The sequence below is a fragment of the Duganella sp. BJB1802 genome (genome assembly GCF_013369445.1).
In the GTDB taxonomy this organism is placed as follows: Bacteria; Pseudomonadota; Gammaproteobacteria; order Burkholderiales; family Burkholderiaceae_D; genus Rugamonas; species Rugamonas vulcania_A.
In genome coordinates, this window is record NZ_JABWEF010000003.1 from 186,908 (window position 1) to 208,570 (window position 21,663).

The 21,663-nt window shown below is 65.9% G+C and carries 16 protein-coding genes and 1 other RNA gene; 1 reads left to right on the top strand and 16 read right to left on the bottom strand.

Annotation, left to right across the window (positions count from 1 at the left end; translation table 11 throughout):
- Positions 1 to 6 precede the first annotated feature (6 nt).
- The 16 genes from HUX88_RS06250 to rnpB all read right to left on the bottom strand — a co-directional run bounded on the left by HUX88_RS06250 (position 7) and on the right by rnpB (position 19,791).
- On the bottom strand, positions 7 to 966 hold the full coding sequence (locus tag HUX88_RS06250) for a D-alanine--D-alanine ligase (protein WP_161082606.1): 960 nt from the start codon (positions 964 to 966) through the stop codon (positions 7 to 9).
- Between the two features lie 2 nt (positions 967 to 968).
- On the bottom strand, positions 969 to 2,360 hold the full coding sequence (murC, locus tag HUX88_RS06255; protein ID WP_117013034.1) for a UDP-N-acetylmuramate--L-alanine ligase: 1,392 nt from the start codon (positions 2,358 to 2,360) through the stop codon (positions 969 to 971).
- A complete protein-coding gene (murG, locus tag HUX88_RS06260; RefSeq protein WP_229213122.1) occupies positions 2,357 to 3,424 on the bottom strand; it encodes an undecaprenyldiphospho-muramoylpentapeptide beta-N-acetylglucosaminyltransferase in 1,068 nt (355 codons plus the stop codon). The genes murC and murG overlap by 4 nt, the downstream gene beginning before the upstream one ends.
- On the bottom strand, positions 3,421 to 4,641 hold the full coding sequence (gene ftsW, locus HUX88_RS06265) for a putative lipid II flippase FtsW (protein ID WP_117013032.1): 1,221 nt from the start codon (positions 4,639 to 4,641) through the stop codon (positions 3,421 to 3,423). Before ftsW ends, murG begins: the two co-directional genes overlap by 4 nt.
- Positions 4,641 to 6,158 (bottom strand): UDP-N-acetylmuramoyl-L-alanine--D-glutamate ligase, encoded by a 1,518-nt coding sequence (gene murD, locus HUX88_RS06270; protein ID WP_176361189.1) that lies wholly within the window; start codon positions 6,156 to 6,158, stop codon positions 4,641 to 4,643. Before murD ends, ftsW begins: the two co-directional genes overlap by 1 nt.
- Positions 6,158 to 7,327 carry a phospho-N-acetylmuramoyl-pentapeptide-transferase gene (gene mraY / locus HUX88_RS06275; RefSeq protein ID WP_070267200.1) on the bottom strand — a complete coding sequence of 390 codons (1,170 nt, stop codon included), beginning with the start codon at positions 7,325 to 7,327 and terminating at the stop codon, positions 6,158 to 6,160. The genes murD and mraY overlap by 1 nt, the downstream gene beginning before the upstream one ends.
- A gap of 2 nt (positions 7,328 to 7,329) precedes the next feature.
- Complete coding sequence (gene murF / locus HUX88_RS06280; protein WP_176361190.1) at positions 7,330 to 8,715, bottom strand: UDP-N-acetylmuramoyl-tripeptide--D-alanyl-D-alanine ligase; 1,386 nt, start codon at positions 8,713 to 8,715, stop codon at positions 7,330 to 7,332.
- Positions 8,715 to 10,271 (bottom strand): UDP-N-acetylmuramoyl-L-alanyl-D-glutamate--2,6-diaminopimelate ligase, encoded by a 1,557-nt coding sequence (locus HUX88_RS06285; protein WP_117013028.1) that lies wholly within the window; start codon positions 10,269 to 10,271, stop codon positions 8,715 to 8,717. The genes murF and HUX88_RS06285 overlap by 1 nt, the downstream gene beginning before the upstream one ends.
- Positions 10,268 to 12,043 carry a penicillin-binding protein 2 gene (locus tag HUX88_RS06290; RefSeq protein ID WP_117013027.1) on the bottom strand — a complete coding sequence of 592 codons (1,776 nt, stop codon included), beginning with the start codon at positions 12,041 to 12,043 and terminating at the stop codon, positions 10,268 to 10,270. The genes HUX88_RS06285 and HUX88_RS06290 overlap by 4 nt, the downstream gene beginning before the upstream one ends.
- A complete protein-coding gene (gene ftsL / locus HUX88_RS06295) occupies positions 12,040 to 12,315 on the bottom strand; it encodes a cell division protein FtsL (RefSeq protein ID WP_176361191.1) in 276 nt (91 codons plus the stop codon). The genes HUX88_RS06290 and ftsL overlap by 4 nt, the downstream gene beginning before the upstream one ends.
- Positions 12,312 to 13,289 carry a 16S rRNA (cytosine(1402)-N(4))-methyltransferase RsmH gene (gene rsmH / locus HUX88_RS06300; protein ID WP_176361192.1) on the bottom strand — a complete coding sequence of 326 codons (978 nt, stop codon included), beginning with the start codon at positions 13,287 to 13,289 and terminating at the stop codon, positions 12,312 to 12,314. The genes ftsL and rsmH overlap by 4 nt, the downstream gene beginning before the upstream one ends.
- Positions 13,290 to 13,298: 9 nt before the next feature.
- Positions 13,299 to 13,727 (bottom strand): division/cell wall cluster transcriptional repressor MraZ, encoded by a 429-nt coding sequence (mraZ, locus tag HUX88_RS06305; RefSeq protein ID WP_117013024.1) that lies wholly within the window; start codon positions 13,725 to 13,727, stop codon positions 13,299 to 13,301.
- Between the two features lie 642 nt (positions 13,728 to 14,369).
- Complete coding sequence (locus HUX88_RS06310) at positions 14,370 to 16,616, bottom strand: M9 family metallopeptidase (protein ID WP_176361193.1); 2,247 nt, start codon at positions 16,614 to 16,616, stop codon at positions 14,370 to 14,372.
- Positions 16,617 to 16,817: 201 nt separating this feature from the next.
- The gene (locus HUX88_RS06315; protein ID WP_176361194.1) at positions 16,818 to 17,585 is read right to left on the bottom strand and encodes an AraC family transcriptional regulator; all 768 of its coding nucleotides are present in this window, start codon (positions 17,583 to 17,585) and stop codon (positions 16,818 to 16,820) included.
- A 278-nt stretch (positions 17,586 to 17,863) separates the two neighbouring features.
- Positions 17,864 to 19,369, bottom strand: a complete 1,506-nt coding sequence (gene glpK, locus HUX88_RS06320; protein ID WP_161096971.1) for a glycerol kinase GlpK — start codon at positions 19,367 to 19,369, stop codon at positions 17,864 to 17,866.
- Between the two features lie 66 nt (positions 19,370 to 19,435).
- An RNA gene (gene rnpB, locus HUX88_RS06325) (RNase P RNA component class A) lies at positions 19,436 to 19,791 on the bottom strand.
- Positions 19,792 to 19,906: 115 nt separating this feature from the next.
- On the opposite strand from rnpB, the gene HUX88_RS06330 reads away from it, so the two are divergent.
- Positions 19,907 to 21,604: a thiamine pyrophosphate-binding protein gene (locus HUX88_RS06330; RefSeq protein ID WP_176361195.1), complete on the top strand. Its 1,698-nt coding sequence runs from the start codon at positions 19,907 to 19,909 to the stop codon at positions 21,602 to 21,604.
- Positions 21,605 to 21,663 lie beyond the last annotated feature (59 nt).

The window sequence follows — 21,663 nt, forward strand, 5'->3', positions numbered from 1 at the left end:
TGTTACTCAGCCCTTCATTTTCAGGCGCGCCGTGCGCAGGATTTCCACGCACAGGTCTTCATAGCTGATGCCTTCCGCGCGCGCCGCCATCGGCACCAGCGAGTGGCCGGTCATGCCGGGCGAGGTGTTCACCTCCAGCAGGAAGGGCTTCTGATCGCTTTCGCGCAGCAGGAAGTCGACCCGTCCCCAGCCCTCGCAGCCGATGGCGCGGTAGGCCAGCACCGCCAGGCGCTGCATCTCCTGCGTCAGCGCTTCCGGCAGCACGGCCGGGCAGAAATACTTGGTGTCGTCGGTGAAGTACTTGTTCTGGTAATCGTAATTGCCTTGCGGGGCCACGATCTCCACCACCGGCAGCGGACGCGCGTTGGCGCCGGAGCCCAGCATGGCGACCGTGAACTCGCGGCCGGTGACGAATTCCTCGGCCAGCACGGAGTCGTCCAGCGCGGCGGCGATGTCGAAGGCGGCCTTGAATTCGTTGGCGGCGCTGACCTTGGTGATGCCGATGGTCGAACCTTCATGCGGCGGCTTGACGATCAGCGGCAGGCCCAGGTCGGCGCACACCGCGTCCAGGTCGGAGCTTGCATTGAGCACCGCGTAGCGCGGCGTCGGCAGGCCGGCGGCCAGCCAGACGATCTTGGTGGTGATCTTGTCCATGCCCACCGAGCTGGCCATCACGCCGCTGCCGGTGTACGGAATGCCCAGCAGTTCCAGCGCGCCCTGCAGGCTGCCGTCCTCGCCGAAGCGGCCGTGCAGCGCGATGAACACGCGGTCGAATTTTTCGGCGGCCAGTTCGGCCAGCGTACGCAAGCCGGTGTCGAACAGGTGGGCGTCGATGCCCTTGCTTTGCAATGCCGCCAGCACGCCGTTGCCGGACATGATGGACACTTCGCGCTCGGCGGAGCGGCCGCCATACAGCACGCCGACCTTGCCGAAAGCTTTTGCGTCAACAGGAGTAAGGTGATTCACTTTCAGACCTTTGGATAGTTAGTCAGTTTGGCAGGGACGCCGCTGATCGAGCCTGCGCCCATGGTCATGACGACGTCGCCGTCGCGCACCACGCCCATGATGGTTTCCGGCATATCGCCGATCGCCTCCACAAAAATCGGTTCTGTCTTGCCGCGCGCGCGCAATGCGTGCGCCAGCGAGCGGCCGTCGGCGGCCACGATGGGCGCTTCGCCGGCGGCGTAGACCTCGGCCAGCACCAGCACGTCCACGGTGCCCAGCACCTTGACGAAATCCTCGAACAGGTCGCGCGTGCGGCTGTAGCGGTGCGGCTGGAAGGCCAGCACCAGGCGGCGGCCGGGATAGGCGGCGCGCGCGGCGGCGGTGGTCACTTCCATCTCCAGCGGGTGGTGGCCGAAGTCGTCCACCAGCGTGAAGGTGCCACCGCCGGGGATGGCGACGTCGCCGTATTTGGTGAAGCGGCGGCCCACGCCCGCGAAGGCGGCCAGGCCGGCCTGGGTGTCCTTGTCCTCGATGCCGATCTCGCGTGCGATGGCGATGGCCGAGCAGGCGTTCTGCACGTTGTGCAGGCCGGGCTGGTTCAGCACCACGTCCAGGTCCGGGTAGCCTTCCTGGATCACGGTGAAGTGCATCTCGACGCCGACCGCGCGGGCGTTCACGGCGCGTACTTCGGCGTCCTCGTGGAAGCCGTAGGTGGTCACCGGCTTGGTCACCTGCGGCAGGATGGAGCGCACGTGCTGGTCGTCGATGCACAGCATGGCGCGGCCGTAGAACGGCAGGCGGTGCGTGAAGCTGACGAAGGCCTGCTTGAGCTTTTCGAAATCGTGCTCGTAGGTTTCCATGTGGTCGGCGTCGATGTTGGTGATCACTTCGATCATCGGCGTCAGGTTCAGGAACGATGCATCCGATTCGTCGGCTTCGGCCACCAGGTAGTCGCCGGTGCCCAGCTTGGCGTTGGCGCCGGCGGCGGTCAGGCGGCCGCCGATGACGAAGGTCGGATCGAGGCCGCCCTGCGCCAGCACCGACGCGACCAGGCTGGTGGTGGTGGTCTTGCCGTGCGTGCCGGCGATGGCGATGCCGCGCTTCAGGCGCATCAACTCGCCCAGCATCACGGCGCGCGGCACGATGGGGATCTTGCGGCTGCGCGCGGCCACCACTTCCGGGTTGTCCTGCTGGACGGCGGTCGAGGTGACGACGGCGTCGGCGTCGCCGATGTTGCCGGCGGCGTGGCCCTGGTAGACGGTGGCGCCCATGTCGGCCAGGCGCTGGGTGACGGCGTTGCTGCCCAGGTCCGAGCCGGACACGGTGTAGCCGAGCGTGAGCAGCACTTCGGCGATGCCGCTCATGCCGCTGCCGCCGATGCCGACGAAGTGAATATTCTGTACTTTATGTTTCATGCTAATTGTTCCAATACCTGTGCGATAGCGTCGTTCGCATCGCGTTTGCCCACATCGCGCGCCGCCATCGCCATGGTCTGGCAGGCGCCGCGAGTCAGCGTTTCCAACAGCGTCGCCACACTCTGCGCGCTCATTTCCGATTGCGGCATGTGGATCGCCGCGTTCTGCTTCGCCATCCACTGCGCGTTGTCGCGCTGGTGGCTGGTGGTCGATGCGACCAGCGGCACCAGCACGCTGGCCACGCCGGCGGCGGTCAGTTCCGACACGGTGATCGCGCCGGCGCGGCAGATCACCAAGTCGGCCTGGCTGTAGGCCGCCGCCATGTCGTCGATGAAGTCGACCACGTTCGCCTCCACACCCGCCTCGGCGTAGGCGGCGCGCAGCGCGTCGATGTTCTTCTTGCCCGATTGGTGCGTCACCTGCGGACGCTGCGCGGCCGGGATCAGCGCCAGCGCGGCCGGCAGGTTGTCGTTCAGCGCCTTGGCGCCCAAGCTGCCGCCCACCACCAGGATGCGCAGCGGGCCCTCGCGGCCGAAGAAACGCAGGTCCGGCGCGGGCAGGTCCAGGATCTCCTTGCGCACCGGGTTGCCGGTGACGACGGCCTTGCTGGCGGCCTTGCCGAAATTGGCCGGGAAGCCGAAGCACACGCGATCGGCGAACGGCACCAGCGTTTTATTCGACAGCAGCAGCGCGGCGTCGGCGTTGACCAGCACCAGCGGCACGCCGCGCAGGCGCGCCATCAGGCCGCCCGGCACGGTGACATAGCCGCCCATGCCCAGCACCACGTCCGGCTTGCGGCTGCCGATGTAGCCGAAGCAGGCGGCGAAGGCCTTGACCATCTTGAGCGCGCCGCCCAGCGTGTGCGCCAGGCCCTTGCCGCGCATGCCGGTGAAGTCGATGCTGTCCATCGCGATGCCGTGCTTGGGCACCAGGTCCTGTTCCATGCCGGCGGCGGTACCCAGCCAGGTCACTTCCCAGCCGCGCGCGCGCAGGGTCTGCGCGATCGCCAGGCCGGGGAATATGTGGCCGCCGGTGCCGGCCGCCATGATCATCAGTCGTTTCATAATCTGCCACCACGCATCAGGACCCGGTTCTCGTAGTCGATCCGGAGCAGGATCGCGAGTCCGATGCAGTTAATAACCACGCCCGTGCCGCCATAGCTCATCAGCGGCAGGGTCAAGCCCTTGGTCGGCAGCAGGCCAAGGTTGACGCCCATATTGATAAACGTCTGCACGCCGATCCAGATGCCGATGCCCTTGGCCGTGAGGCCGGCAAAGGTCTGGTCGATGGCGATGGCCTGGCGGCCGATGTCGAAGGCGCGCTTGATCAACCAGTAGAACATGGCGATCACCACCAGCACGCCGGCCAGGCCGAGTTCCTCGCCGATCACCGCCAGCAGGAAGTCGGTGTGCGCTTCCGGCAGGTAGTGCAGCTTCTCGACGCTGCCGCCCAGGCCAACGCCAAAAATCTCGCCGCGCCCGAAGGCGATCAGCGAGTGGGTCAGCTGGTAGGCCTTGTTCAAGGCGTTGTCCTCTTCCCAGGGATTGAGGTAGGCGAAGTAGCGCTCGCGGCGGAATTTCGACAACGCGATGATGGAGCCGAAGATCACCACCAGCACCGCGCCGATGCCGCCGAACCAGATGGCGTTGATCCCGCCCAGGAACAGGATGCCCATGGCGATGCAGACGATCACGCCGAAGGCGCCCAGGTCGGGTTCGAGCAGCAGCAACAGGCCGACGAAGCCGACCGCCGCCGCCATCGGCATGAAGCCCTTGGTCAGCTTGTGCATGTATTCCTGCTTGCGCACGGTGTAGTCGGCGGCGTACAGCACGGCCACCACTTTCATCAGTTCCGAGGGCTGCACGTTGAACACCTTGAGCGACAGCCAGCGGCGGCCACCGTTGACCACCACGCCCAGGCCGGGGATCAGCACCAGCACCAGCAGCACCAGGGTGCCAATGAACAGGTACGGCGCGGCCTTCTGCAGGTCGCAGATACGGATGCGGAACACGAACAGGCCGGCCAGCAGCGAGACGGCGATGAACATCGCCTGCCGTTGCAGGAAGTAGGTGTTCTGCCAGCGCACGTAGTTGGCGAACTTGGGCGAATCCGGCAGCGAGATCGAGGCCGAATACACCATCACCATCCCGAGCAGCATCAATAGCAGCGTGACCCAGACCAGCGGCTGGTCGTACTCCATCATCTTCGATTGCCGCGCGCGGCTGTCCATCGACGGTGGCGTCGATTTGTCAGCAAAGCGGAACGGCATCTGGAAGGCCATCAGAGCTCCTGTCCTGCGTCGAGGGCGATCTCGCGCACGGTGTCGATGAACACCTGGGCGCGATGCGCGTAGTTCTTGAACATGTCCATGCTGGCGCAGGCCGGCGACAGCAGCACGGCGTCGCCGGCTTGCGCCAGTTCGCCGGCGCGCTTGACGGCTTGCGGCAGGTCGGTGCCGCAGTCTTCGATTTCATAGCCCAGGTCCGCCGAGGCTTCCAGCGCAGCGCGGATCTGCGGCGCGTCGCGGCCGATCAGCAGCACGGCGCGCACGTAGCGCGACACCGGCTCGGCCAGCGGCGCGAAGTCCTGCCCTTTGCCGTCGCCGCCCATGATGACTACCAGGCGCTGGCTGGCGCCGGTGAAGGCCTTGCCCAAGCCGTTCAACGCGGCCACGGTGGCGCCGACGTTGGTGCCCTTGCTGTCGTCGTAGTATTCGACGCCGTTGATGGCGCTGACCAGTTCCACGCGGTGCGGCTGGCCGCGATACTCGCGCAGGCCGTGCAGCAGCGGCGCCAGTGGCAGGTCGATGGCGCGGCACAAGGCCAGCGCGGCCAGCGCGTTGGCGGCGTTGTGCACGCCGCGGATTTGCAGCGCGTCGGCCGGCATCAGGTTCTTGACCATGCATTCGACCGGTGGCGGCGGCGGATCGTTCTTCTTGCGCTTCTTCGGTTCGCCCTCTTCCTCGGCCGGTACGGCGGTGGCGAGCCACAGCACGCCGCGTTCGCTGTTCAGGCCAAAGTCGTCGCGCAGCGTGGGCGCGTCGATGCCGAAGGTGACGTTGTGGCCGGTGGCGCTGGCCATACGCATCACGGTCGCGTCGTCGCGGTTCAACACGCGCACGGTGTCGGCGGCGAAGATGCGGTGCTTGGCGGCGGCGTAGGACGGCATGTCGCCGTGCCAGTCCAGGTGGTCCTGGGTCACGTTCAATACGGTGGCGGCGTCGGCTTCCAGCGTGAAGGTGGTCTGCAGCTGGAAGGACGACAGTTCCAGCACCCACACCTCGGGCAGTTCGCCGGCGTCGATCACTTCGCGCAGTACGTCCAGCGCGGCGGGGCTGATGTTGCCGGCCACGCGCACGGTTTTGCCAGCGCGTTCGCACAGCTGGCCGACCAGGGTGGTGACGGTGGTCTTGCCGTTGGTGCCGGTGATGGCGATGACCTTGGGCGTGTAGCCGCGTTCCTGCTCCAGCGCTTCCAGCGCCTGCGCGAACAGTTCGATCTCGCCCCATACCGGCACGCCGGCGGCGGTGGCGGCGGGCGCGATCTCTTTCAGTTCGCGGTACGGCGCCAGGCCGGGGCTGACGGCGACGAAGTCCACGCCTTCGAGCAGCGATGCGCCGAACGGGCCGGCGACGAACTCCGCGTCCGGCACGGCCGCGCGCAGCGCGGGCAGGCGCTCGGGCGCTTCGCGGGTATCGGCCACGCGCACGCGCGCGCCGCTGCGGGCGAGCCACAGCGCCATCGCCAGACCGGATTCACCCAGTCCCAGTACCAGTGCGTTTTTGCCTTCGTAGATCATCAGCGCAGTTTCAAAGTAGAGAGTCCGACCAGCACCAGCATCATCGTGATAATCCAGAAGCGCACGACGACCTGGGTCTCTTTCCAGCCTTTTTGTTCGAAGTGGTGGTGCAAGGGCGCCATCAGGAACACGCGGCGGCCGACGCCGAAGCGCTTCTTGGTGATCTTGAACCAGCCCACCTGGATAATCACCGACACCGTCTCGGCGACGAAGATGCCGCCCATGATGAACAGGACGATTTCCTGGCGCACGATGACGGCGATGGTGCCCAGCGCGCCGCCCAGCGCCAATGCGCCGACGTCGCCCATGAACACCTGGGCCGGATGGGTGTTAAACCACAGGAAGGCCAGGCCGGCGCCGGCCAGCGCGCCGCAGAAGATAATCAGCTCGCCCGCGCCGGGAATGTGCGGGATGAACAGGTACTTCGAATACGTGGCGCTGCCGGTCAGGTAGGCGAACAGGCCAAGCGCGGAGCCGACCATAATCGTCGGCATGATCGCCAGGCCATCCAGGCCGTCGGTGAAGTTAACGGCGTTGCTGGTGCCGACGATGACACAGTAGGTCAGCGCGATGAAGCCCCACACGCCCAGCGGGTAGCTGATGGTCTTGAAGAACGGGACGATCAGGTCGGCCTTCGGCGGCAGGTCCATCGAGAAGCCGGACTGCACCCAGGCGAAGAACAGCTCGAACACCTTGCCGGCGTTGGGCGCGGACACCGAGAACGCCAGGTACAGCGCGGCGCCGATGCCGACCAGCGACTGCCAGAAGTATTTTTCCGCCGAGCGCATGCCCTCGGGATCCTGGCGCACCACCTTGCGGTAGTCGTCGACCCAGCCGACGGCGCCGAAGCCCAGCGTGACGATCAGCACCGGCCAGATCAGACGGTTGGACAGGTCGCACCACAGCAGCGTGGAGACGCCGATGGCGATCAACAGCAGCACGCCGCCCATGGTCGGGGTGCCGTGTTTTTTCAGGTGGGTCTGCGGACCGTCGGTGCGTACGGCCTGGCCGTACTTCATGGCGGTCAGCTTGCGGATCACGGCCGGACCGGCCGACAGGCCGATGAGCAGCGCCGTCGCGGTGGCGAACACCGCGCGGAAGGTGATGAAGTTGAAGACCCGGAGTGGTCCGAGGTCCTGCTGAAAATACTGAGCGAGCCAAAGCAGCATGATTAGTGACTTTCCTTGTTAGCTTGTTGCGATCCAATCAAATGCTGCACGACCCGTTCCATTTTCATGAAGCGGGAGCCCTTGATTAATACGGTTGCATCCGGCGTGACGGCTGCTTCGACAGCAGCCAGCAGATCGCCGAAGTTTTCAAAATGACGAATGGACGCGCCCTTCATGTGCGCGGCCAGTTCGCCGGTTACCAGCACCTGTTCGATGCCTTTGCTCTGCGCGTAAGCGCCGATTTCTTCGTGAAACTCGCGGCCCTGCGTGCCGACTTCGCCCATGTCGCCCAGCACCAGCACGCGCGGGGCGGCGGCCTTGGACAGCACGTCGATGGCGGCGCGCACCGAGTCCGGGTTGGCGTTGTAGCTGTCGTCGATGACGACGGCGCCGTTGGCAGCGGCCTTCTTCTGCAGGCGGCCGTTGACCGGTGCGAAGGTGTCGAGGCCCAGTTTGATCTTCTCCAGCGCGATGCCGGCGGCCCAGGTGCAGGCCACGGCGGCCAGCGCGTTGCGCACATTGTGGTCGCCCGCAGCCCGCAGGTTGACGAAGAACTGTTCCGGCTCGCCCTCGCCCTCGCGGATGGTGACGAACATCTCGTTGCCGAAATCGTTGGCGCGGAAGGTGCAGCTTACTTCCGCGTCCTTGGTCAGGCCGAAGCGCAGCACGCGGCGGCCGGCCGACAGTTCTTCCCAGATCGGTGTGAACTCGTCGCCATGCGGGAACACGGCCACGCCGTCGCCGGGCAGGCTGGCCAGCACGGCGCCGTTCTCGCGCGCCACCGCTTCCACGGTGTGCATGAATTCCTGATGCTCGCGCTGGGCGTTGTTGACCATGGCGATGGTCGGCGTGGCGATGGCGCTCAGGCGTCCGATCTCGCCGGGATGGTTCATGCCCAACTCCACCACGGCCGACTGCTGCTTCGCCTCCATGCGGAACAGCGTCAGTGGCACGCCGATTTCGTTATTCAGGTTGCCGCGCGTGGCCAGGCGGCCTTCTTCGCCGTGGGCGGCGGCCAGGATGGCGGCGATCATTTCCTTGACCGTGGTCTTACCGTTGCTGCCGGTGACGCCGATGACGGGCATGGAGAACTGGCGGCGCCAGTGGTTGGCGATCTGGCCCAGCGCCACCAGCGTGTTCGGGACAACGATGGCCGGCAGGGTCCAGCCTTCCGGCAGTTCTTCAACGACGACAGCGGCGGCGCCCTTCTCCGCGACCTGCGCGAGGAAGTCGTGGGCGTCGAAAACCTCGCCGCGCAAGGCGACGAACAGCGAACCTGCAAATACGTTGCGGCTGTCGGTGGAGACGCCGCTGAATACAACTTCACCGGAGCCGATCAATTCGGCGCCGGTCACAGAAGGCAGAATCTGTGCGAGTGCTGCACGCATCAATTCGTCCTCATCATGGTTAAGCGGGCCGACAGCGCCAGCTGCGCGTGGTCGGCGTCCGAGAATGGCAGTTTCTTGCCCTTGATTTCCTGGTACGGCTCGTGGCCTTTACCGGCCAGCAGGATCACGTCCGGCTTGCCGGCGTGCTTGATGGCCGACAGGATGGCGGCGGCGCGGTCGTCCAGCGTCTGCACGGTCGATGCCGGGTTGTTGCGGTCCATGCCGGCGACGATCTGCTCGATGATGGCGTGCGGGTCTTCGCTGCGCGGGTTGTCGCTGGTGACCAGCACATGGTCGGCCATCTGCGCGATCCTGCCCATCTGCGGGCGCTTGCCCGGATCGCGGTCGCCGCCGCAGCCGAACACGCACCACAGCTGGCCGCCGCGATCGGTGGCCACCGGGCGCAGCGCGGCCAGCGTCTTTTCCAATGCGTCCGGCGTGTGCGCGTAGTCGATGACGATCATCGGCGCGTCCTGGCCGCCGACTTGCTGCATGCGGCCAGGCGCCGGCTGCAGCGATTCGACCGCTTCGATGGCGGCGCGCAGGCCCAGGCCCTTGGCCAGCATCGCGCCCATCACGCCAAGCGCGTTGCTGATGTTGAAGTTGCCGACCAAATGCGTCTTGACCAGCGCCACGCCGAGCGCGCACTCCAGGTGGAACTCGGTGCCCAGGCTGCGGCTGGCGCGCATCTGGCTGGCGCGCAGCATCAGCACGCCCTCGATGTCCGGTTGCGCGGCGGCGTCGAGCAGCGTGTAGCCGATCAGCGGGATCTGGCCGGCCAACGGGGCCTTCGCCTTCAGGTGCGCGATCAGGCGCAGGCCCATCGGGTCGTCCAGGTTGACTACCGCCGTCTTCAGGCCGGGCCAGTCGAACAGCTTGGTCTTGGCGGCCTCGTAGGCCTCCATGGTGCCGTGGTAGTCCAGGTGGTCGCGGGTCAGGTTGGTGAACAACGCGACGTCGAAGTGCATGCCGGCCACGCGGCCTTGTTCCAGGCCGATCGACGATACTTCGATCGCCAGCGAGGCGGCGCCCTGCGTGCGCAGCTCGGCCAGCGTGCGCGCCAGCAGCACCGCGTCCGGCGTGGTGTAGCCGGTGACGTCGTATTCAACGTCGCCGCGCGCGCGGAACAGGCCCACGCCCAGCGTGCCGACGACGGCGGCCGGCTCGGCGCCGCGCGACAACGCGTGGCCCAGCCACACGGCGCTGGAGGTCTTGCCGTTGGTGCCGGTGACGCCGACGGTGAACATCGCCGCATCCGGCTGCTCATAAAACGCATGGGCGATCACACCGGCGTGCTGCTTGAGCTTTTCGACGGTGAGATAGGGCACGCCCCAGCTGTCGTCCCAGGTGAAGCCAGCCGGGTCGTACACCACCAGCGCGGCACCCTGCTCGACGGCGCCGCCGATGAAGCTGCGGCCGTCGCCGGCGTCGCCGGGGTAGGCAAAAAACACATCGCCCAGCTTGATGCGGCGCGAATCCGAAGCCAGTTGCGCGGTGGGCGCGAGCTTGCGGATGGCGGCGGCGATTGCCAGCGGGTCGAAGTCAGAAGTCGTCACATGTTCTCCTGTGATGCATTATCAGGAATGATGATATGGGTAAGGGTCGAATCGGGCGTGATGTTCTTGGCGCGCAGCGCGTTGGCGGCCAGCGCGGAGAACACGGGGCCGGCCACGTCGCCGCCGACGTGCACCGGTCCGCCCGGTTCGTCGATCATGACGGCGATGATGAAGCGCGGGTTCGACATCGGCGCCATGCCGACGAAGTTGCCGATGTATTTGGTCTGCGAGTAGTGGCCGTTGATGAACTTCTGCGCGGTGCCGGTCTTGCCGCCCACGCGGTAGCCAGGCACCTGCGCCTTGACGGCCGAGCCGCCCGGCTGCGTGACCATCTCCAGCATCTCGCGCATCTCGGCGGCGGTCTTGGCGCTGACCACCTGGGTGCCGTGCGGCGCCTCGGTGACCTTCTGGAACGACAGCGGGATGATGTCGCCGTCGCGGGCGTAGATCATGTAGGAGCGCGCCAGCTGGATCAGCGACACCGAGATGCCCTGGCCGAAGCTCATGTTGGCCTGCTCGATCGGGCGCCACGATTTGTATGGGCGCACGCGGCCTGCCACGGCGCCGGGGAAGCCCCACTTGGGCTGCTGGCCGAAGCCGACCTTGGTGAACATCTCCCACATCTCCTGCGGCGGCATGCTCAAGGCGATCTTCGAGGTGCCGATGTTGGACGACTTCTGGATGATGGTCTGCACGTCGATCATGTAGTGCGGGTGGGTGTCGTGGATCACGTGGTCGGCGATCACCATCGAACCGGCGCCAGTGTCGAACATGGTGTGCGGGGTGATGCGCTTCTCGTCCAGCGCCAGGCCGACGGTGAACGGCTTGAGCGAGGAACCCGGCTCGAAGGTGTCGGTCATCACGCGGTTGCGCAGCTGCTCGCCGGTCAGCTTGGAGCGGTCGTTGGGGTTGTAGGTCGGCCAGTTGGCCAGCGCCAGCACCTCGCCGGTGTGCACGTCCAGCACCACGGCGGCGCCGGCCTTGGCGTGGAACTTCTCCACCGATTCCTTCACCTGGGTGAAGGCGATGTACTGGATCTTGCTGTCGATCGACAGCGTCAGGTCCTTGCCGTCGTGCGGCTCGCGCACCGATTCGATGTCTTCGACGATGCGGCCCAGGCGGTCCTTGATCACGCGGCGGCTGCCCGGCTGGCCCACCAGCGTCTTTTGCTGCGCCAGCTCCATCGATTCCTGGCCCACGTCCTCGACGTTGGTGAAGCCCACCACGTGGGTCGTCACTTCGCCCTGCGGGTAGAAGCGCTTGTATTCCTTGCGGGTCTGGATGCCGTCGATCCCCAGCTTGGTGATCTGGTCGGCCACGTCCTGCTCCACCTGGCGCTTCAGGTAGACGAAGCCGCGGTCGGAGTCGAGCTTCTTCTGCAGCTCGGCGTTGCTCATGTCGAGCAGGCGCGCCAGCTCTTTTAATTTTGCCGGCGGCGCGTCCTGGACGTCGTCCGGGATCGCCCAGATGGCCTTGACCGGCACCGACGACGCCAGCACCTGGCCGTCGCGGTCGGTGATCTTGCCGCGCGTGGCCGGCAGGTCGAGCGTGCGGGCGTAGCGGATCTCGCCCTGCTTCTGCAGGAACTGAGTCGACAGGCCTTGCAGCCACAGGGCGCGCGCGGCCAGGCCGGCGAAGGCGGCGAACAACACGAACAGCACCACGCGCGAACGCCACACCGGCAGGCGCACCGCCAGTACGGGGTTCTTCGAGAACGGCACGCCCTTGGAGGCGGCCACGCGCGAGGTGTTCACGTTGCTGCCGCGGCTCATTTCGATTCCTCCGGCGTCAGGTACTGCGTGCGCGCGGCGGTCAGCGGCGTCATGTTCAGGTCGCGGCGGGCGATCTCCTCGATGCGGGCGTGCTTGCCCAGCGTCGACTGGTCCAGCTGCAGCTGCGCCCATTCGATGTCGAGCTGGCGCGCCTGCGACTGCGTGCGTTCCAGTTCGATGAACAAATGGCGCGCCTGGTACTGGGCGTTCACCAGCGACAGCCCGCAGGCCACCAGCAAGGCGGCCAGCACCAGGTTGATCTTGCCGCTCATGCCGCGCCTTTCGCGGAGGCCGCAGGAATCGGCAGGCGGCGCGCCACCCGCATCACGGCCGAGCGGGCGCGCGGATTGGCGTCCACCTCGGCGTCGGACGGCTTGATCTTGGCCAGCAGCTTGAGCTCCGGCTGCGGCAGGTCGACCGCGCGGATCGGCAGCCGGCGGTCCGGCTGCTCGACATTGGCCTTGGACGCGAAGAAGCGCTTGACCATGCGGTCTTCCAGCGAGTGGAAGCTAATGATGGCGATGATGCCGCCCGGCGCCAGGCTGCTCCAGGCTTGCGTCAGGCCGATCTCGAGGTCTTCAAGCTCTTTATTGATGAAAATCCGGATAGCCTGAAAGGTGCGGGTGGCCGGGTCCTTGCCCTTTTCCCGAGTCTTGACCGCGCCTGCCACGATGCCGGCAAGCTGTCGTGTGGTTGAAATTGGTTCGACTGCCCGGCGAGCAACAATCGCCTTTGCAATCTGAAAAGCAAACCGTTCTTCCCCATATTCTTTGATCACCTTTTCCAGTGTCTGTTCGGTTTCTGTGGCGAGCCACTCCGCCGCCGACATGCCGCGCGTGGTGTCCATGCGCATGTCGAGCGGGCCGTCGTTGCGGAAGCTGAAGCCGCGCGCAGCGTCGTCCACCTGCGGCGACGAGATGCCCAGGTCGAGCAGGATGCCGTCGGCCTGCGCCACGCCGCGCTCGGCCAGCGCCGCGTGCATGGTGGCGAAGCTGTCGTGGACGATGGTGAAGCGCGGGTCGTTGATCTGTTCGGCGGTGGCGATCGCCTGCAGGTCCTTGTCGAAGGCGATCAGGCGCGCGTTGGCGCCCAGTTTGGACAGGATCAGGCGCGAGTGCCCGCCGCGGCCGAAGGTGCCGTCCACGTAGACGCCATCGGCGCGCGCGCCGTCCAGCGCCAGCGCGTCGACCGCTTCGTCCAGCAGCACCGTCCGATGCTGAAATTCCGGCACCGATGTAGTAGTCATCACGGAGCCTTAGAAGGAGAAATTGGCGAGTACATCGGGGGTGCCGGCTTCGATCGCCTGCTGCTCTTTTTCCGCCATCTTGGCGGCATCCCAGATTTCAAAGTGCGAACCCATGCCCATCATCATGACTTCCCGCTCCAGGCCGACGGCGGTGCGCAGCTCGGGGGCGATCAGGATGCGGCCGGCCGTGTCCATTTCGACGTCGGTGGCGTAGCCGAGGAAGATGCGCTGCCAGGCGCGCGCCTGCAGCGGCCACTGGGCGATCTGCTGGCGGTGTTGCTCCCACACGGGGCGGGGGAACAGCATGACGCAGCCGTCGGGATGGCGGGTCAGCGTGAGGCGGCCTTCGCACTGGATCGAGAGCGCGTCACGGTGCTTGGCAGGGATGGACATCCTGCCTTTGGCATCGAGATTGATTGCGGACGCGCCTTGAAACACGGGATTACCTTTTGACCTCAGTAGGGTTAGCGGAGCATGATCGGCGTTTTCTGCTTTGCATCTCCCCCGCCGCTAAGTCGGGTGAAATTTCCCACAAAAAGACACTTTTTCACACAGATGCCCACTTTAGAGGAAGCAAGAATGACGGTCAAGCGCTTTCAGGCAAACGAAACAGCGATTTTAGTAATGAAATTAAGGACTTAGCGCGATTCCTTGAAGCCGGGTAGAAATAAAATAGTCAGGTAAATTAAGTACTTATGTCAAAGTGTGAATGTGCTACCTCATCTGCGCACATGTGTTTGGCCCCGCGCCGGGGCTGAAAAAGGCCGCATAAAATAATTGAATTAAATGCATAAAGTTGCAAAGCGCCAACATTGCAATAGCAAATAGTTATCGGTGGTGGACGGGCGGGAATGTGCGGGCGGAGGGGATTTCTTGCGGCAAGTCGCGCCGGCGGCGCGCTGAAGCGGAAAGCAAAACCTGGGTTCGTTGAGGGACATCACCGCGGCGCGCTCCAACTTGTATAGACAAATTAGACCACCACCGCCAGCCGGTATTATACGAAATCCGCCGGCCGAAAACAGAAACGGCAGCCGTGCGGCCGCCGTTTTAAGTGCTTCTTAATCAAGAATCAGGCAAGAATCAGTCGTAGGTCGCGTACACCGTCACGCCGCTGAACGGGGTTTTGGCGTTCAGCATGATGTAGTACCAGTGGCCGGCCACCGGATTGGGCAGGTACAGGTTTTCCGCGTTGCCGGCGGTGGCCGACACCATGTCGAACGAGGCCACGCTCGGGTAGCGGTCCAGCGCCAGGTACAGGTCGACGTCGCCGCTGCCGCCGCGGCTGTAGACTTTGACGTTCTGGGCGCCGGCCGGCACCATCAGGTAGACATACGCCTGGCCGCTCGAGGACAGGCCGGTGATGCCGCAGTTCTTGCCCAGGTAGCTGGTCGACGCGCAGCGCGGCAGCTGCGGCTCCGGCAGCGGTGGCTGGCCGGCGGTGGTGGCCTGGTTGACCCAGTCGGCGAACTCGGCGTCGTAGCCGGTGCCGATGGTGCCCATGAAGCCCTGATAGCCGCTGTAGTCGCCGACGCGGAACTTGCCCAGCACGGCGTCGACGTCGGAACGGTGGCGCTCGACCATGAAGCGGGTCGCCATGTAGCCCCAGCGATAGGCGCGGGTCACATAGTCGTTCATGCTGTAGGTGTTGCCGAAGATCTCGCTCAGGCGGTAGGTGCCGGTCTTGGCGATGTCGATCGCCACCTGGTTGTTATTCTTGAGCGACATGTACTCAGCGATGCCCTCGATCCACCACACGGTCGGCACCGAGGTGGCCTGCGCGAAGTCGCCCAGCATGTCGAAGCGGCCGTCCAGGTAGTGGACGAACTCGTGCTCCAGGTTCCACACCTGGAAGGTCGGGCGCAGCCACGAGGCCTCGTGCGCGATGAAGCGCGCCTGGTTGCCCGGCTGGTCCGGCTCGCCCTCCAGGTACATGCCGCCGTTGTTGGTGCTGATGCCGTAGATGACCGAGGCGTACTTGCTGTAGTTGGCGTAGTCGTCGAACACCACCAGCTCCAGCGAGGTGTTGTAGTCGTTGGCCACCGGCGTGCGGTTGGTCTTCAACATCTCGTGCACATAACCCTCCTCCACCGCCAGCTTGTCGCAGCTGTCCTGCAGCTGTTCCGGCGTCATGTCCTGGGCGCGGATGTGCAGCGTCGGGCTGCAGTCCTTGCTGTACTTGAGCACGGTGTTGGCCAGCTGGGTGACGTAGTCGCAGGTGCCGTATTCGCCGCAGTTGGCGTTGTCGTAGTACTTGACGGCCGAGGCGGCCGCCAGCCACAGGTCGCTGTCGGCGCCGGTCATGCTGGAACTGGCCAGCATGGCTTTCACCATCGGCTTGATGCCGTCCTTCAGCGCCGGGTACTGCATGAAGCGGAACGCCTCGTTGGTGGCGTCGTTGAGCTGATAGCCGTAGTAGTCGCCCAGCAGCGTCACCTTGTTGGACGTGACGAAGGCGTTCAGCGCGGTCGCGTACGACAGGTCGTTTTGCAGCAGCGGCACGCCGTCGGCGCGGTAGTGGGAATAGAAGAACACCGTCAACGCCGAGGTGAAGGCGCCGGCGGTGCTCGGGTTGCGCAGCGCGTCGACCGCGTGCGGGTTGGTCGAGCTGTTGGTGTAGCGCTGCACCAGCGCCTTCATGCTGGGCAGGTAGTAGGGCTCGTCATGCATATTGGTGATCAGCCGCAGCGCCTCGCCGGCGGTGCTGCTGGCCACCGTGTTGGGCGCATACAGCGCCGTGCCGTCGGCCAGCTGCTTGATCGGCGTGCGCAGCGCGGTCTTCAGCGACTGGGCCGGCTGGGCGATGGTGCCGCCCTCGGCCAGGTAGTAGCCGGCGCGCAGGTACAGCGTCAGGTTGACCAGCTTCATGTCGCTGGCGTTGTAGTTGGCGGCTTCCTGCGTGAAGCGGCTGGCGATGGCGCTCATGTTGGCGGCCGAGTAAACCGTCGCGCCCTGCTCCGGCGTCAGCGAGAACAGGCCGTAGGTGCATTCGTAGTCCGGCAGGTTGACCAGGTAGTCGGCCAGCGCGGCGCCGCTGTAGCTGGCCAGCTTGCCCATGTCCTTGCATTCCGGCGTCGCGCTCAACGGCGTCAGGCTGTTGCGCTGGGAGCGCGGCAGCAGGTCGTAGCGCGGCTTGGTGGTCGGCGCCACCTGGTACTTCTGCTGCTCGACCGACGGCGGCAGGTTCTGGCGCTGGTGCGGCATGGGCGCCTGCTTCAGGCGGCCGTGCTGGTCCGCGGCGGGATCGGTGCTTTGGTCAGCATGGGCTGCGATGCTCAGGCTGGCCACGCATAGGCCGCCCAGATACAGGATGTTCCTCGATAACGACATGTCTGCCTCTCTTCTTCAAGAATAGTTATTGGTCTTGGGCCGCCATGTTTGGGCGGCTTGGAAATACTATCTTGATGAGTTTGCAAGGCATGGCGCACACCGGACGGTGGCCGGCGGTTCGCTCTATTTAAACAGCCGGGGGTGCGGGAACGGCACAGCGTTTGCGCGGAAATACCACACTTTTGCGCGCGCGGATGGCGCTCAGGCGTTCAGCCCCTGCCACAACGATGCCGCCGGCGCCGCCGCCAGCGCGCGCGCGCCGTGGTGCTGCGCGCGGTACTGCACCGGCGTCATGCCGGTCAGCGCCTTGAACTGGCGACTGAAGGCGCTGTGGTCGGAATAGCCGCAGTCGTTGGCGATGTCGGCGATGCTGCGGGTCTGGTCGGCCTCGATCAGCGCCAGCGCGCCGTTCAGCCGCGATTGCAGCAGCAGCTGGCGCGGGCTGTAGTGGAACACGCGCTGGAACAGCCGCTCCACGCGCGCCAGCGGCAGGCCGGCTTCCTGCGCCAACTGGTTCAGGCACAGGGGTTCCTTGTAGTTGTCGCGGATGTGCTGGGCGATGCTGGCGATCTGCCGGTACACCGGGTGGTGGTCGTCGGCCAGCCCGAGGTCGTGCGAGGTGCCGACCAGGCCGACGATGGCGCCGGCGTCGTCGCGCAACGGGGTCTTGTGGGTCAGGCACCAGCCGTGGCGGCGGTTGGGATACAGGTGCAGCTCCAGGTGCTTGCTGATGGTGTGGCCGGCCTCGATGACCTCGCGGTCCTGCGCCATGTAGTTCTGCGCCAGGTGGCGCGGATGCACCTCCAGCACCGTCTTGCCGACGATTTCCTGCTTGCTGCGCAGGCCGCAGCGGCGCACCAGCGTGCGGTTGGCGGCCAGGTAGCGGCCGTCGCGGTCCTTGACGAAAAACGCGACATCGCTCAGTTCGTCGAACAGGATTTCGATCGCATTCAACTCGACATTTTGCATCGCTGCTCCAGTTGCTTAGGTGACAAGACAACCAATATTACCTTATCCTTGCGCGCACTGGAACCTTGCCGTGAGAATACACACACCGGGGGTATATGCACCATCCTTCTGGCAAACGTGCTGAAACGGGCTTCTAAAACGTTCTGAAATCTGTGGAATCTCTCTGCACTCGGCCTCGCGCGCCGCGCAGAAGAAATCCATCAATTTCAGAAGGTTTCAGAAGCCCGTTTCAGCAAGGTCCGTCGAAGGATCGTGACGACCCTCCCCCCATATACATCCTACCGGGCATCGACCCAGCCGCGCGAGCGCTCGACCGCGCGGCCCCACTGCGCCAGCAGCTCGGCGCGGCGCCCGGCCGGCATGGCCGGCTCGAAGCGGCGCTCGCACGACCACTGCGCGGCGATTTCCTCCTGCGTCTCCCAGAAGCCCACCGCCAGCCCGGCCAGATAGGCCGCGCCCAGCGCCGTGGTCTCGGTCACCGTGGGCCGCAGCACCGGCACGCCCAGCAGGTCGGCCTGGAACTGCATCAGCAGATCGTTGCGGGCCGCGCCGCCGTCCGCGCGCACCTCGGTCAATGGAATCGCATGGTGCGACGCCGCCACATCCTTCTGCATGGCCGCCATCAGCTCCGCGCTTTGATAAGCGATCGCCTCCAGCGCCGCGCGCGCGATGTGGGCGCGGTTGCTGCCCCGGCTCAGGCCGACCAGCGCGCCGCGCGCATACGGATCCCAGTGCGGCGCGCCCAGCCCGACAAAGGCCGGCACCATGAACACGCCGCCGCTATCGGGCACGCTGGCGGCCAGCGCCTCGACGTCGCTGGACCGCTCGATGATGCCCAGCCCGTCGCGCAGCCACTGCACCGTGGCGCCGCCCATGAACACGCTGCCCTCCAGCAGGTAATCGGTGGCGCCGTCGACCCGCCAGCCGACCGTGGTCAGCAAGCGGTTGTGCGACGCCACCGGATGCCGTCCCAGATGCATCAGCATGAAGCAGCCGGTGCCGTAGGTATTCTTGACCATGCCCGGCTTGAGGCAGGCCTGGCCGAACGTGGCGGCCTGCTGGTCGCCCGCGATGCCGGCCACCGGGATCTCCGCGCCGAACAGCGCGGCCTTGGTGTGGCCGACCTCCTCGCTGGACGACACCACCTGCGGCAGCATCTCCTCGGGAATGTCGAACAGCTGCAGCAGGTCGTGGTCCCAGCGCATCAGGTGTATGTTGAACAGCATGGTGCGCGAGGCGTTGCTGACGTCCGTCACATGGCGCCCGGTCAGCTTGTAGGTCAGCCAGCTGTCGATGGTGCCGAAGGCCAGCGCGCCGTGGCGCGCCCGCTCGCGCGCGCCGGGCACGTGGTCGAGCAGCCATTTGAGCTTGGTCGCGGAAAAATACGCGTCCAGCTCCAGGCCGGTGATGTCGGTGATTTTCTTGGCCTTGCCGTCGGCGCGCAAAGCCTCGCAGGTATCGGCCGTGCGGCGGTCCTGCCAGACGATGGCCGGCGCGATCGGCTCGCCGCTCTTGCGGTCCCACACCACGGTGGTCTCGCGCTGGTTGGCGATGCCGATCGCCAGGATCTGGCTGCCGTCGACGTGGTTGTCGTGCAGGACCTTGCGCGCCACGGTGAGCTGGCTGTTCCAGATTTCGTTGGGATCGTGCTCGACCCAGCCGGGCTGCGGGAAATGCTGCGGGAATTCCTGCGCCGCGCTGCCGCAGATGTGGCCCTGATGATCGAACAGGATGGCGCGCGAGCTGGTGGTGCCTTGATCCAAGGCCAGTATGTATTTTTTCATCGGCAAAGTCCCCTGGAGCGCCGCGGCGTGCGCGTCGGTCCCGCGGCAGCCGCGAACATCGTTATTAGTTGAAGCAAGCCGATAGGCCGGATTTTGTTACGGCGCAGGCGAACCCGCGCTATGACAGCCATTCCTCTAGGCGCTGGATTACTCCAGCGCTCAAGCTTCCTACCCGCACGCTCCGCGAGCAGCATCATCGCGTGCCTATTTGGAATTGCACCAGGTGGAGGTTACCGCGTTTCACCGTAACTTAATACGCTCGTCTCTGTGGCCCTATTCCTCGCCTTATACCCCCTCCAGCGTACAAGTACACTGGAGTAGGCTTTCAGCGGACGGCCGTTAACCGTCACCCCGCTCTATGGAGTCCGGACCTTCCTCCCGCCAGGCATTACGCGCTGGCCAGCGGCTGTCTGGCTTGCTTCAACCGCTATTGTAACAGCCCGCCCCTCCAAATCTGAAATTTGGTGTCGCCATTAGAAAAGCCGGTCCCTGCGCCCGGCCGTAGAATGCAGGATACCTATACCCATAAGGCCAGACATGACGCAACCATCCCGCACCGGCGGCCAGATCCTGGTCGACGCCCTGAAGATCCACGGCGTGGACACCGCCTTCGGCGTGCCCGGCGAAAGCTACCTCGACGTGCTCGACGCGCTGCACGACTCCGACATCCGCTTCATCATCAACCGCCAGGAGGGCGGCGCCGCCTTCATGGCCGACGCCTACGGCAAGATGACCGGCAAGCCGGGCATCTGCTTCGTCACGCGCGGCCCGGGCGCGACCAACGCCTCGATCGGCGTGCACACCGCCTTCCAGGACTCGACCCCGATGATCCTGTTCATCGGCCAGGTCGGCAACGACTTCGTCGACCGCGAGGCGTTCCAGGAGATCGACTACCGCCGCATGTACGGCCAGATGGCCAAGTGGGTGGCGCAGATCGACCGCGCCGACCGCGTGCCCGAGTACATCGCGCGCGCCTTCCAGATCGCCACCAGCGGCCGTCCCGGCCCGGTGGTGCTGGCGCTGCCGGAGGACATGCTGACCGCCGTCGCCAGCGTGGCCGACACCCGCCGCTACCAGCCGGTGCAGGCCTCGCCGTCTGCCGCGCAGATCGCGCAGGTGCGCGCGCTGCTGGCCGGCGCCAAAAAGCCGCTGGTGCTGCTGGGCGGCGGCGGCTGGAACGCGCAAGCCTGCGCCGACCTGCAAGCCTTCGCCGAGGCCAACCACCTGCCGGTGGCGTGCGCGTTCCGTTTCCAGGACCTGCTCGACAACGCCCACCCCAACTACATCGGCGACGTCGGCATCGGCATCAACCCCAAGCTGGCCGCGCGCGTGCGCGAGGCCGACGTGATCCTGGCGATCGGCCCGCGCCTGGGCGAGATGACCACCGGCGGCTACGCGCTGATCGCCGCGCCGCTGCCGGCCCAGCGCCTGATCCACGTGCACGCCGACGCCGAGGAACTGGGCAGCGTCTACCAGGCCGAGTTGATGATCAACAGCGGCATGCCGCAGGTGACGGCGATGCTGGCCGCGATGGCGCCGGTCGATGCAAGCGCCTGGCAGGCCACGGTGGCCGAGGCCAAGGCCGACCTGGCCGCGTGGCAGCGCCAGCCGCCGATCTTCCAGGACGGCGCCGCGCCGCTGGACCTGTGGCAGGTGGTGCAGCAGATCGACCGGATCGCGCCGCACGACACCATCATCACCAACGGCGCCGGCAACTACGCCACCTGGGCGCACCGCTTCCACAGCTACGGCGGCATGCGCACGCAGCTGGCGCCGACCAGCGGCGCCATGGGCTACAGCGTGCCGGCCGGCGTGGCCGCCAAGATCATCGACCCGGCCCGCACCGTGATCACCTTCGCCGGCGACGGCGAGTACATGATGAACGGCCAGGAGCTGGCCACCGCCGTGCAGTACCGCGCGGGCGTGGTCATCATCGTGTTCAACAACGGCATGTTCGGCACCATCCGCATGCACCAGGAGCTGCACTACCCCGGCCGCGTGTCCGGCACCCAGCTGCACAACCCGGACTTCGCCGCGCTGGCCGTGGCCTACGGCGGCCACGGCGAGGTGGTCGCCACCACGGCGGAATTCGCGCCGGCGCTGGAACGCGCGCTGGCCTACGCCAACGGCCAGCAGCTGCCGGCCGTGATCGAGCTGCGCTACGACGGCAACCTGATCACGCCGGGCGCCACGCTCGAGACCATCCGCAAGAACGCCCTGGCCGCCAAGGCCTGAGCGCCATAAAAAAACCGCCGGCTCACAGGCCGGCGGTGGTGGTCTGGCCGGCGTCGATG

Bases quoted from the DNA above. Each gene is read 5' to 3' on its own strand.
- murC (WP_117013034.1), bottom strand. From the start codon at position 2,360: ATGAAACATAAAGTACAGAATATTCACTTCGTCGGCATCGGCGGCAGC.
- murG (WP_229213122.1), bottom strand. From the start codon at position 3,424: ATGAAACGACTGATGATCATGGCGGCCGGCACCGGCGGCCACATATTC.
- ftsW (WP_117013032.1), bottom strand. From the start codon at position 4,641: ATGGCCTTCCAGATGCCGTTCCGCTTTGCTGACAAATCGACGCCACCG.
- murD (WP_176361189.1), bottom strand. From the start codon at position 6,158: ATGATCTACGAAGGCAAAAACGCACTGGTACTGGGACTGGGTGAATCC.
- mraY (WP_070267200.1), bottom strand. From the start codon at position 7,327: ATGCTGCTTTGGCTCGCTCAGTATTTTCAGCAGGACCTCGGACCACTC.
- murF (WP_176361190.1), bottom strand. From the start codon at position 8,715: ATGCGTGCAGCACTCGCACAGATTCTGCCTTCTGTGACCGGCGCCGAA.
- HUX88_RS06290 (WP_117013027.1), bottom strand. From the start codon at position 12,043: ATGAGCCGCGGCAGCAACGTGAACACCTCGCGCGTGGCCGCCTCCAAG.
- ftsL (WP_176361191.1), bottom strand. From the start codon at position 12,315: ATGAGCGGCAAGATCAACCTGGTGCTGGCCGCCTTGCTGGTGGCCTGC.
- rsmH (WP_176361192.1), bottom strand. From the start codon at position 13,289: ATGACTACTACATCGGTGCCGGAATTTCAGCATCGGACGGTGCTGCTG.
- HUX88_RS06310 (WP_176361193.1), bottom strand. From the start codon at position 16,616: ATGTCGTTATCGAGGAACATCCTGTATCTGGGCGGCCTATGCGTGGCC.
- HUX88_RS06315 (WP_176361194.1), bottom strand. From the start codon at position 17,585: ATGCAAAATGTCGAGTTGAATGCGATCGAAATCCTGTTCGACGAACTG.
- glpK (WP_161096971.1), bottom strand. From the start codon at position 19,369: ATGAAAAAATACATACTGGCCTTGGATCAAGGCACCACCAGCTCGCGC.
- HUX88_RS06330 (WP_176361195.1), top strand. From the start codon at position 19,907: ATGACGCAACCATCCCGCACCGGCGGCCAGATCCTGGTCGACGCCCTG.